Raw genomic sequence first — 11,996 nt, 5'->3', positions numbered from 1 at the left:
CCAGTCTTGGGCCCAACTCCGTATTCCGCATGACAGGCGGCCAGAGTATCGATACTGGCAACATTCCACCGCTGACCGGCGATTTTAGCCAGACCGGCCCGGGCACCATTGATACCGACGAGGTTGATCCGGTTGCTGAGGCTGATGTGTACATGGCCTATGGTCGCGATACCCAGGCTGAGGAAATCCTCCTCGAGGCCTTGCAGAAAGATCCCCAGCGCACGGCTATTCACGCAAAACTGCTTGAGATCTACGCCAATCGTCACAGCGTGAAGCAATTTGAAACGCTGGCCGGTGAACTGTATGCGCAGACGGCGGGTGTCGGTCCAGATTGGGCGAAGGTTGCCGTACTTGGCTTGGGTCTTGATCCAAACAACCCGCTGTATTCCGCATCGCATGCCCAGTCTGCGCCGGAAGCGCCTGTCGCGCCTGAAGCGCTGACCGCCGATGCACCGGTTGATATTCCTGTCGAGCCGCCGGTCCCGATGCCCGAGGCTCTGGTCAGTTTGCCTGAGGCGGACCAGGAGCCTGAAGTCGAGGTCACCCCCTCGTCGCTCGATCTTTCCGATGGATTCGAGCAGGATACGCTGGTTCTTCCGAAGGAATCCGAGTCGCAGACAGAGGGCGAGTCTGCCGCCGAGACCATGGACCTCGGGCCGGATGCAATGACCCTTGACTTCGATCTGGGCGCCGAAACTATTGCCCCCGACATGACGAGCCAATCGGACAAGGGGGCCGACGCTGAGCCTTATACCGATACGGTGGTTTCTGTCGATGATTCCGATGCGCTCGATTTCGATTTGGGTGGCGAGGTAGCGCCTGTTGTCGTGGCGACTGAGGCTGCTCCGCCTGAGATGTTGGATAGTGCAGGTTTGGATCTTGATTTTGGCGATGCTGAGAAAGCCTTGATGGAGGAGCCTGTTGCGGCTTCTTCGCCTGATTTTTCACCGGACGGTACCCTGGTGATGCCATCGGCGGTTGCCGAAATGGCTGAGGAGATTGATGTTGGCCTGGGAACCTGGGTGGGCGGAGAGGAACTGCCCGAGGCGCTCCGTGAAGAAGTTTTGCCCCCCGAAGAGCCGCCGGTGCTCGCGTTTGGCCAGGATGCAGATATGAGCAAGACCGTGGTCAACCAAATGGTCAGCACGGATACGCTGATTGATTCCAATATCCTGAATTTTGGTAGTGATGATGACAACGCCAAGTTGTCTGATACCGTGGTTAACACGGGTGTTGTTGATACCGACTCGCTGGAATTTGATGTCAAGCTAACTGATTCGATGTTCCTTGGCCAGCCGATGGGAACTCAGGAGTTTGATATCGGTTCGATCAATCTTGACCTTTCCGAGCCGCCAAAGGCCGCGCCAGCGGCGCCGGCCGAGGTGCGTGCCGAGCCGGCAGAAGCGCCCCCGCTTGATGCACCGACGGCTGGTGAGACGGTTTCGGAGGCGGCGGCAGTGCACAACGAGCATTGGGAAGAAGTGAATACCAAGCTCGATCTGGCCAAGGCCTATGAAGAGATGGGTGACCTTGAAGGGGCTCGCGAACTGCTCCAGGAGGTGGTCGGTGAAGGTTCGGTTGATCTGGTTGAACAGGCTCGCACGATACTCGACCGCATAGGCGGGTAGAATTCAGGCTTGTGATTGGCAGATGGCCCCGCAAGGGGCCATGTGCATTTTGGGAGTCCGCTTTTGCATCCGTCTTGCGCATTGATCATCTGGTTAGCTGCGGTTATCGGCGTCCAGTTCGTCGGCTATGTTGCTCTGCTCCTGCTCATTGTCGGTGCCTTGCTGCTGACGCCGGCCCTGGCTGGCCGTTGGTCGGCTTACATCTGGCGGGCCCGGTGGTTGTTGCTGACCCTCTGGTTGATTCTGGCCTACAACACGCCAGGCGAGGCATTGCACGACATGGCCTGGGCGCCAACATTCGAAGGCATGGCTGAAGCCAATCTGCAGGCCGCCCGCCTGGTGACGATGCTGGCTTGTCTGGCCTGGTTGTTTATGCGCCTCGGCCACGAAGGGATGATCGCCGGCCTGTGGGGTGTGCTGCAGCCGGTTCGGGTACTTGGTTTTGATGTCGAGCGGGTTGTTGTCCGTCTGTCTCTGGTTCTTGAAAATCTTCAGGAGCCGCCGGAAAAAGGCGCCTGGAAGCAGGTGCTGGCTACCCAGCCGGCGGTTTCTTCCGGGCAGGAAGTGCTGCATCTGAGCCTGGTGCCGTGGAGGTTGCGCGATACCTTGCTGGTGGCCGCCTCCGGCCTTGGTTTGATGGGAGCGGCATGGTGGTGAGAATTGCCTTGGGTGTTGAATATTGCGGTACTGCCTTTCATGGCTGGCAAAGTCAGGCCGGCGGTGGCACGGTGCAGGATGCGCTGGAATCCGCGCTGCGCGAAATTGCCGGAATGTCAGTAGGTGTCATGTGTGCCGGGCGAACCGATGCCGGGGTGCATGCCAGCCATCAGGTCGCCCATTTCGACGCGCCGGTCGACCGGCCGCTGACGGCCTGGGTGCGTGGCGTCAATTCGAATTTGCCCGAAGGCGTCGCCGTGCGCTGGGCGCAGGCGGTGGGTGACGAGTTTCATGCGCGCTTCAGCGCCCGGGGGCGGCGCTACCGTTATCTCTTGCTCAACCGGCCGCAGAGACCGGGTTTGTGGGCGGGGCGGGTCGGCTGGTTTCATGGCGCGCTCGAACTGGCCGCGATGCAGGATGCCTGCGGTCGACTCCTCGGTGTGCACGATTTTTCGGCTTTTCGTGCTGCCGGTTGCCAAGCCAAGTCGCCGATCAAGACGCTGACACGCGCCGACGTCCGGCAGTGCGGCAATATGTTTGTCTTCGATTTCGAGGCGAGCGCCTTCCTGCATCACATGGTGCGCAATCTGGTCGGTACGCTGGTTCATATCGGCAAGGGGGTGCAGTCGCCGGGCTGGGTCGATGAGCTACTCCTGATGCAGGACCGCACCCTCGCGGCGCCGACTTTTTCACCGGATGGCCTGTATTTTCGCGGCCCGATCTATGAACCGCACTGGAGGTTGCCCAATCCGGATGACGATTTTCTTGATGGTTTGCTCAAGTGACGGCGCCGGCGGCGCTGATTTCAATTTTGGTCGTTTTTTCCGGTTGACCGTAGGAATGAAAAATTCATGAAAACACGGATCAAAATCTGTGGCCTAAGCCGCGAAGAGGACGTCGACGCAGCCGTTGCGGCCGGTGCCGATGCCATCGGCTTCGTCTTCTACCCGCCTAGCCCGCGTTACGTCACGCCGCAACGCGCGGCGGAGTTGGTCAAGCGGATTCCGCCTTTCGTCGACGTTGTCGGTCTCTTTGTTAACGAAGCGCCGGAAGTTGTCCGCGCCGCCTGCGAAGCCTTGCCCATCAACGTCCTGCAGTTTCATGGCGACGAGGACGCGGCCTATTGCCGGCAGTTCGCCCGGCCCTATCTGCGGGCGGCAAGGGTGAGGCCGGGGCTTGATCTGGTAGAATTCGCCGGCTCGTTTCCCGACGCCCGGGGTCTGTTGCTGGATGCCTTTGTCGAGGGCTACGGCGGCGGCGGCCAGGTCTTTGACTGGACGCTGATTCCGCCGACCCTCCCGGCATTTTTGGTGCTCTCCGGCGGGTTGACCGCAGCCAATGTCGGCGATGCCGTACGGCGCGTGCGGCCGGTTGCCGTCGATGTCTCGTCTGGTGTCGAAGCGAGCAAGGGAATCAAGGATCACTCGAAAATCGCTGCCTTCGTGGCGGCCGTACGGAAAGCCGATGAGTCAATATAACTTCCCCGACGCCAAGGGCCATTTCGGCCCTTACGGTGGCGTCTTCGTGGCCGAGACGCTGTTTGGCGCGCTCGATGAACTGAAGGAAGCCTACGCCGCAGCGCAGGCCGATCCGGCCTTCCGCGCCGAATACGAATACGAGCTGAAACATTTTGTCGGCCGTCCGTCGCCGATCTACCACGCCAGGCGCTGGTCAGAAATGCTCGGCGGCGCCCAGATCTATCTGAAACGCGAAGATCTTAATCACACCGGCGCTCACAAAATTAACAACTGCATCGGCCAGGCCATGCTCGCCAAACGCATGGGTAAACCGCGCGTCATCGCTGAAACCGGCGCCGGCCAGCACGGTGTGGCGACGGCGACCGTTGCTGCCCGCTACGGCATGGAATGCGTGGTGTACATGGGGAGTGAGGACGTCAAGCGCCAAGCCGCCAACGTCTATCGCATGAAGCTGCTCGGCGCCACCGTGGTGCCGGTCGAATCCGGCTCGAAGACGCTCAAGGATGCGCTCAACGAAGCGATGCGCGACTGGGTGACCAACATCCACAACACCTTCTACATCATCGGCACGGTCGCTGGCCCGCATCCGTACCCGATGCTGGTCCGTGATTTCCAGAAAATCATCGGTGAAGAATGCCTGGTCCAGATGCCGGAAATGACCGGTCGTCAGCCCGATGCTGTGATCGCGGCGGTGGGTGGCGGTTCCAACGCCATGGGCATTTTCTATCCCTACATCGATGTCGAGGGCGTTCGCCTGATCGGCGTCGAAGCCGCCGGTGACGGCATGGAAACCGGCCGCCACTCGGCTTCGCTGACCGCCGGCGTACCCGGCGTGCTGCATGGCAACCGTACTTACCTGCTGCAGGACGAAGACGGCCAGATCATCGAGACCCATTCCATTTCGGCTGGTCTCGACTACCCCGGCGTTGGCCCGGAACACGCCTGGCTCAAGGATATTGGTCGGGCCGAATACCAGCCGATCGATGACCGCGAAGCGCTGGCGGCTTTCCACACCCTGTGCCGCATCGAAGGCATCATCCCGGCGCTCGAATCGAGTCATGCGCTGGCTTACGCCGCCAAACTGGCGCCGACGTTGCCGAAGGACAAGATTCTGCTGGTCAACCTCTCCGGTCGGGGTGACAAGGACATGCACACCGTGGCCGAAAAGTCGGGGATCGTATTTTGATGCCCCCTAACTCATTTCATTCGTTGCCCCCCGAGGGGGCGTTAGCCTCCCTTGCGGCGGCCCTGCGGGAGTCCATCTGATGTCACGCATAAAGACCGCTTTTGACCGACTCAACGCCGAAGGCCGCAAGGCGCTGATTCCCTTCATCACCGCTGGTGATCCGGATGCCGCGCTAACCCTGCCGCTCATGCACACGCTGGTCGAAGCCGGGGCCGATGTCATCGAACTCGGCGTGCCGTTCTCCGACCCGATGGCCGACGGCCCGACCATCCAGCGCGCCTCAGAACGTGCCCTGGCCAAGGGCATGACGCTGCGCAAGGTGCTGCAACTGGTCGTCGATTTCCGCCAGACCGACGACAAAACGCCGGTTGTCCTGATGGGATACGCCAACCCGATCGAGGCCATGGGCCTCGACAAGTTTGCCGCTGCCGCCGCCCAGGCTGGCGTCGATGGCGTGCTGGTCGTCGATTACCCGCCGGAAGAGGCCGTCAACTTCGGTGCCGCGATGAAGGCGCACGGCATGGATCCGATCTTCCTGCTGGCCCCGACCTCGACCGCCGAGCGCATCGCCCAGGTGGCCGAAATCGCCAGTGGTTACGTCTATTACGTCTCGCTGGCCGGGGTGACCGGCTCCGGCGCACTCAACGTCGAGGCGGTGGCCGAGCGTCTGCCGCTGATCCGCGACAAGACCGGCTTGCCGGTCGGTGTCGGTTTTGGCATTCGTGATGCGTCGACCGCAGCACGCATTGCCGCTATCGCCGATGCCGTTGTCGTCGGCAGCCGGATTATCGAAGAAATTGAAAAATCAACCGCAGAAACTGCCTGCGCCAATGTGAAAACCTTGGTTACCGACATTCGTCGCGGTGTGGATGAGGTAAAAAAATGAGCTGGCTGACCAAACTGCTGCCCCCCAAGATCAAGCGCGAGCAAGGCGCCCAGCGTCGCGGCAACCTGCCCGAAGGCCTGTGGAGCAAGTGCCCGTCCTGCGAAGCCGTGCTCTACGCGACCGACCTTGAAAACAACCTGCAGGTTTGCCCCAAGTGCGCTCACCACAACCGTCTGAATGCCCGCCAGCGCCTTGATCTCCTGCTCGATGCCGAAGGCCGTTTCGAGATCGGCGCCGAGGTCTTGCCAGTCGACAGCCTGAAATTCAAGGACTCCAAGAAATATCCTGATCGCCTCATGGATGCCAACGAATCGAGCGGTGAAAGCGATTCGCTGGTCGTCCTGCAAGGTGCCATCAAGACCATCCCGGTTGTCGCCGCCGCTTTCGAGTTCGACTTCATGGGTGGTTCGATGGGTTCGGTGCTTGGTGAACGTTTTGTGCGCGGCGTTCAGGCGGCAATCGAACAAACATCGCCCTTCATCTGCATCACCGCTTCCGGTGGCGCCCGCATGCAGGAAGGGCTGTTCTCACTGATGCAGATGGCCAAAACGACGGCTTCGCTGACCAAACTCTCCGAAGCCGGTCTGCCCTTCATCTCCATTCTGACTGACCCGACCATGGGCGGTGTTTCGGCCTCCTTCGCCTTCGTTGGTGACGTCGTCATTGCCGAGCCCAAGGCGCTGATCGGTTTCGCCGGCCCACGCGTCATCGAGCAGACCGTCCGTGAAACGTTGCCGGAAGGCTTCCAACGTTCCGAGCTCATCATGGAAAAGGGCGCCATCGACATGATCGTCGACCGTCGCGAACTGCGTGACCAGGTCGCCCGCGTAGTGGCGCTTTTGCTCAAGCTGCCGGTGGCAGCTTGAGCGAGTTGTTAGTCGTTGGTTGCTCGCTGTTAGCGAGCAACCAGCGGCTAACGACCAGCAATTAGCAACTAATGACTAAAAACGACTGGCTGACCCATCTCGAAGGCCTGCATCCGAAAGGTCAGGCCGGCATCGAGCTGGGCCTCGACCGGATTCGCCTGGTCAAGGATGCCCTGGGGCAGGGGCAGCATTGTCCAGTCATCATCGTCGGTGGCACCAACGGCAAGGGCTCGACCTGTGCCTATCTCGAAAACATCATCGACCGCGCCGGCTACAAGGTTGGCTGCTACACCTCACCGCACCTCATCGCCTACAACGAGCGAGTGCGCCTGAACGGTCGGTCGGTGAGCGACGAAGCCTTGTGCGCCGCCTTCGCTCGCGTCGAAGACGCACGGCTCAAGGCCGGCAACGTTGCGCTGACCTATTTCGAATTCGGTACGCTGGCCGCCTGGGAAGTTTTTGCCGAAGCCGGCGTTGAAGCCGCCATTCTCGAAGTCGGCCTCGGGGGGCGGCTTGATGCGGTAAACGCCTACGAACCGGATGTTTCCATCGTCACCACCGTGGCCCTTGACCACACCGACTGGCTCGGGCCGGACCGCGAGAGCATTGGCTTCGAAAAAGCCGGCATCTACCGCGCCGGCAAGCCTGCCTTATGTGCCGACCCAAATCCGCCGCGCAGTCTGCTCGATCATGCGGCAGCCATTGGCGCCGATCTGCGCCTGATCGGCGGCGACTTCGGTTTCGAGCGGCCGAGCGCCGAAACCAACGAAAACCGTCTGCAATGGCGCTGGTGGTGCCGCTCCGGTGGCCGGTTGATCAAGCGCGCACTGGCCTACCCGGGCTTGCGTGGCCCGACCCAACTGTACAACGCCGCTGTTGCGCTAGCTGCGCTCGATGTTCTGGGCGACAAGCTGCCGGTAACCATGCAGGCGATCCGTTCCGGGCTCATTGAAACCGAGCTCGCAGGGCGTTTTCAGGTTGTGCCCGGCAAGCCAGCCATCGTGCTTGATGTCGGCCACAATCCGCAGGCCATTCGGGTGCTCGCCGATAATCTGTCGAGCATGGGTTTTTTCGATCGAACCTTTGCCGTACTCGGCATGTTGCGCGACAAGGATATTGTCGGCGCGCTGGCTCCCTTGAAGGGCAAGGTCGATGTCTGGCACCTGGCGACACTGACCGGGCTGCGCGGGGCGAGCGCCGAGGCGCTGGCTGGTATCATCGCCGATACCGGGCTGGGGGGCACCGTGGTTTGCCATGCCTCGCCGCAGCTGGCCATGCACGCGGCCAAGGGAGAGGCCGCCGAAAGTGATAGAATCCTCGCCTTTGGATCCTTCTACACGGTAGCCGGCGCGCTCGAAACGCTTCGGAAAAAGCCCTAGCCATGGACGACAACGACGCCCAGTTGCACCTCAAGAAACGCGCCCGCCGCCGTCTGGTCGGGGCGATTTTCTTCGTATCCGTGGTTGCCGCGGTGTTGCCCATGGTGATGGATCACGAGCCGCGCCAGACTGTTCAGGATGTCGAAATCCGCATTCCGGGGCAGGACGAAAAGCCGTTCGCGCCGAAGTTTGCCGTTGCGCCGGTAGCGAAACCGGCTCCCAAATCTGTCGCTGAAGCGCCAGCCGTGCCGCCTGGGGCAATCCAAGCTGTAGTGGTTGAGCCTCCGGTCAAGCCGACGGTCCGCGTTGTCGAGGTCGCCAAGGATCCCAAGCCGGCCGAGAAGCCAGTCGAAAAGCCGAACACAAAACCGGGGAAAATGCCGGAAAAGCCTGCCGCCAAGGCGCCTGAGAAGACGATAGAAAAGCCCAAGGCCGATGATGCGAAACGAGCTGCGGCGATTCTGGCCGGCCAGCCGGCCGAAGCCAGGCTGGCCGCGAAAAATGGCGAATACCTGGTTCTGATCGGTGCTTTTTCCAACGAGGCGAATGTCAAGAGCCTGAGGGCCAAGCTCGGCGAGGAGGGCATCAAGACCTTCAGCGAGCCCCTCGATACGCCGCAGGGCAAGAAGACCCGTGTTCGCGCCGGCCCCTTTGCCAGTCGTGAAGCCGCCGACAAGGCCCTGGAAAAAATGAAACGGATCAGTATCAGCGGCGTTGTTGCAGTCAAGCCATGACCGGATTTGATTACCTTGCAATAGGGATTGTCAGCGTATCGCTGCTGTTTGGCCTGTGGCGTGGCGTGGTCGGCGAGGTCATTGCGCTGGTTGCCTGGGGGGTCGGGATTTTTGCCGCGATCGAGTTTGGTGCCTCGGTCGGGCACTCGGTCTTTGCCGGTTTGAGCGATCCTGCCTTGCGGACGCTGGCCGGTTGTGTGGTGATCTTTGTCGGCATTCTGGTCTCGATGGCGATGCTGAACATGGTGGTGCGCAGCATGGTCAAAGCTTTGGGTTTGTCGGTGTCGGATCGCATTCTCGGCATGATCTTCGGACTGGCTCGCGGCGTGCTGGTATGCATGGTGCTGGTTGGGTTGGGGGGCATGACTTCCGCGCCGACCCAGCCGTGGTGGCGGAATGCGATGCTGGCAGCACCTCTGGAAACTGTCGTTATGGCAGTTAAGCCTTGGCTGCCTGACGATTTGGCAAAACGAATTCGATTTAGTTAAGCAGGAAATACTATGTGCGGGATTTTGGGTGTAATGGCGACAACGCCGGTCAATCAGCTGCTTTACGACGGCCTGATGGTGCTTCAGCACCGCGGCCAGGATGCGGCCGGGATCGCCACGGCGGAGAACAATACTTTTCACCTGCACAAGGGGCCGGGGCTGGTCCGCGACGTCTTCCGCACGCGCAACATGCGCGCCTTGCCCGGCAACTGCGGTATCGGCCACGTTCGTTACCCGACCGCCGGCTCGGCCTACAACTTCGCCGAAGCGCAACCGTTCTACGTCAATTCGCCGTTCGGCCTCTGTCTTGGTCACAATGGCAACCTGACCAATGCCGAGCAGTTGAAGGGCGAGATGTTCCGCCTCGACCGTCGGCACATCAACACCAATTCCGACTCTGAAGTCCTGCTCAACGTGCTGGCCCATGAGCTGCAGTCGGCGGCACATGGCTACGAGCTCGATGTCGATGCCATTTTCCAGGCCGTTGGCGGCGTCCATCGTCGCTGCCGTGGTGCCTATGCGGTCGTTGTCCTGATCGCCGGCTACGGCCTGCTCGCTTTTCGCGACCCGCATGGTATCCGGCCGCTGGTTTATGGCCAGAACGAAACCCCGGACGGCATGGAGTATCTCGTTTCGTCCGAGTCCGTCGCCCTCGACACGCTGGGTTTCAAGATGGTGCGCGACATTGAGCCCGGTGAGGCGGTTTTCATCGACTTCAACTTCCAGTTCCATAGCCGCCAGTGTGCGCAGCAGCCGATGCACGCGCCGTGCATTTTCGAATACGTTTATCTGGCTCGTCCGGACTCGGTGATCGACGGCGTTTCCGTCTACGAATCCCGTCTGGCCATGGGTGAAAAGCTGGCCGAAAAGGTCAGGAAGAACATTCCGGTCGAAGAAATCGACGTCGTTATCCCGATTCCGGATTCCAGCCGCCCATCGGCCATGCAACTGGCCCAGGTGCTCGGCATCCCGTTCCGCGAAGGCTTCGTCAAGAACCGCTATGTCGGCCGCACCTTCATTATGCCGGGCCAGGCGATGCGCCGGAAATCGGTGCGCCAGAAGCTCAATACCGTTGGCCAGGAATTCAAGGGTAAGCGCGTGCTGCTCGTCGATGACTCCATTGTTCGGGGTACGACCAGTCGCGAGATTGTCGAAATGGCGCGGGCGGCCGGGGCGGTCAAAGTCTATTTCGCTTCGGCTGCGCCACCGGTGCGCTTCCCCAACGTCTATGGCATTGATATGCCGACGCGCGCCGAACTGATCGCCACTGGCCGTACGGATGAGCAAATCGCCACTGAAATCGGGGCCGACGCGCTGGTTTATCAGGATATCGAGGCGCTCAAGGAGTCGATTACCTCGCTGCGTTCCGATCTGACCCTGTTCGATTCTTCCTGTTTCGACGGCTGCTACATCACCGGCGACATCGATGAATATTATCTCGACGCCGTCGAGGGCAAGCGCAGTAGCAAGGGCGCGAAGAGCGACGACGACGGCGATGGCCGGGCCTCGCAGCAACTCGTCCTGCAGCTGGCCGAGGACGCAAGGGATTGAACATGTCTGATTTGCCCGATTACCGTCCGGAAACGCTGGCTGTTCGCGCCGGCCAGCAGCGCAGCCAGTTTGGCGAGCATTCCGAAGCGCTTTACCTGACCTCAAGTTTCGTTTTCAAGAGCGCCGCGCAGGCTGCCAAGCGCTTCTCCGGCGAGGAGGAGGGCAACGTTTACGCCCGCTTCTCGAACCCGACCGTCACCATGTTTGAAGAGCGCCTCGCTGCCCTCGAAGGCGCCGAGGACTGCGTTGCCACGGCGAGCGGCATGGCGGCGATCATGGCCGCCGTCCTGGCCCATCTCAAGCAGGGCGATCACATCGTCGCCTCGAACAGCCTGTTCGGCGCCACGGTGCAGCTTTTCAACAATATCCTGTCGCGCACTGGCATCACGACGACCTTCGTGTCGCAAACCGATCCGGCGGCCTGGGCCGCGGCGATCCGTCCGGAAACCAAGCTGTTTTTCCTCGAAACGCCGTCCAATCCGCTGACCGAAATCGCCGACATCCGGACGCTAGCCGAAATCGCCCACGCCAAGGGCATCCTGGTTGCCGTCGATAACTGTTTCTGCTCGCCCATCCTGCAACGCCCGCTCGACATGGGGGCCGATCTGGTCATCCATTCGGCGACCAAGTTTCTCGACGGACAGGGCCGGGTTCTAGGCGGCGCCGTCTGCGGACCGAAGAAACTGACCGAAGAAGTCTTCAAATACCTGCGCACGGCCGGTCCGACCTTGTCGGCCTTCAATGCCTGGGTGCTGCTCAAGGGCCTCGAAACGCTGAAATTGCGGGTCGAGGCGCAATCGGCCAATGCGGCGCAACTGGCTGCCTGGCTCGAAGCGCATCCGAAAGTGGCGCGCGTTTTCTATCCCGGCCTGCCCTCTCATCCGCAGCACAAACTGGCCAAGACCCAGCAGAAATCGGGTGGCGCCATCGTCGCTTTCGAAGTCAGGGGCGCTCGCGAACAAGCCTGGCAGGTCGTCGATAATTGTCGCCTGCTGTCCATTACCGCCAATCTCGGCGACACCAAAACGACCATCACCCATCCCGCCTCCACCACGCATGGCCGCATTTCCCCGGAAGCCCGGGCCGCGGCCGGCATCAGCGAAGGGCTGCTGCGCATCGCCGTCGGCCTTGAAGCGGTGGAGG

The 11,996-nt window shown here is 61.1% G+C and carries 12 protein-coding genes; all 12 read left to right on the top strand.

The genetic code is table 11. From position 1 onward, the window contains the following. The coding region (locus ADADOO_RS12535; RefSeq protein ID WP_511277841.1) for a motility hub landmark protein FimV at window positions 1-1,628 on the top strand (1,628 nt) is incomplete at its 5' end. An 81-nt stretch (window positions 1,629-1,709) separates the two neighbouring features. Continuing rightward, complete coding sequence (locus ADADOO_RS12530; protein WP_511277840.1) at window positions 1,710-2,285, top strand: hypothetical protein; 576 nt, start codon at window positions 1,710-1,712, stop codon at window positions 2,283-2,285. After that, window positions 2,276-3,070, top strand: coding sequence for a tRNA pseudouridine(38-40) synthase TruA (truA, locus tag ADADOO_RS12525; RefSeq protein WP_511277839.1), 795 nt, complete (start codon window positions 2,276-2,278; stop codon window positions 3,068-3,070). The genes ADADOO_RS12530 and truA overlap by 10 nt, the downstream gene beginning before the upstream one ends. Window positions 3,071-3,136: 66 nt before the next feature. Continuing rightward, window positions 3,137-3,763, top strand: coding sequence for a phosphoribosylanthranilate isomerase (locus ADADOO_RS12520; protein ID WP_511277838.1), 627 nt, complete (start codon window positions 3,137-3,139; stop codon window positions 3,761-3,763). Then, window positions 3,750-4,949, top strand: coding sequence for a tryptophan synthase subunit beta (trpB, locus tag ADADOO_RS12515; RefSeq protein ID WP_511277837.1), 1,200 nt, complete (start codon window positions 3,750-3,752; stop codon window positions 4,947-4,949). The genes ADADOO_RS12520 and trpB overlap by 14 nt, the downstream gene beginning before the upstream one ends. 79 nt (window positions 4,950-5,028) lie before the next feature. Further along, window positions 5,029-5,835, top strand: coding sequence for a tryptophan synthase subunit alpha (gene trpA / locus ADADOO_RS12510; RefSeq protein ID WP_511277836.1), 807 nt, complete (start codon window positions 5,029-5,031; stop codon window positions 5,833-5,835). Next, window positions 5,832-6,701, top strand: a complete 870-nt coding sequence (gene accD / locus ADADOO_RS12505; protein ID WP_511277835.1) for an acetyl-CoA carboxylase, carboxyltransferase subunit beta — start codon at window positions 5,832-5,834, stop codon at window positions 6,699-6,701. The genes trpA and accD overlap by 4 nt, the downstream gene beginning before the upstream one ends. Window positions 6,702-6,772: 71 nt before the next feature. After that, window positions 6,773-8,080, top strand: a complete 1,308-nt coding sequence (folC, locus tag ADADOO_RS12500; protein ID WP_511277834.1) for a bifunctional tetrahydrofolate synthase/dihydrofolate synthase — start codon at window positions 6,773-6,775, stop codon at window positions 8,078-8,080. Between the two features lie 2 nt (window positions 8,081-8,082). Then, on the top strand, window positions 8,083-8,814 hold the full coding sequence (locus tag ADADOO_RS12495; protein ID WP_511277833.1) for an SPOR domain-containing protein: 732 nt from the start codon (window positions 8,083-8,085) through the stop codon (window positions 8,812-8,814). Next, window positions 8,811-9,302, top strand: a complete 492-nt coding sequence (locus ADADOO_RS12490) for a CvpA family protein (RefSeq protein WP_511277832.1) — start codon at window positions 8,811-8,813, stop codon at window positions 9,300-9,302. The genes ADADOO_RS12495 and ADADOO_RS12490 overlap by 4 nt, the downstream gene beginning before the upstream one ends. Window positions 9,303-9,314: 12 nt before the next feature. Further along, window positions 9,315-10,853: an amidophosphoribosyltransferase gene (gene purF, locus ADADOO_RS12485; RefSeq protein ID WP_511277831.1), complete on the top strand. Its 1,539-nt coding sequence runs from the start codon at window positions 9,315-9,317 to the stop codon at window positions 10,851-10,853. Between the two features lie 2 nt (window positions 10,854-10,855). Next, the coding region (locus ADADOO_RS12480; protein WP_511277830.1) for an O-succinylhomoserine sulfhydrylase at window positions 10,856-11,996 on the top strand (1,141 nt) is incomplete at its 3' end.

The sequence above is a fragment of the Azonexus sp. genome (assembly GCF_036170495.1).
GTDB lineage: Bacteria > Pseudomonadota > Gammaproteobacteria > Burkholderiales > Rhodocyclaceae > Azonexus.
The sequence above is the reverse complement of the archived record's forward strand: the minus strand, read 5'-3'. Positions and strand labels throughout refer to the sequence as shown.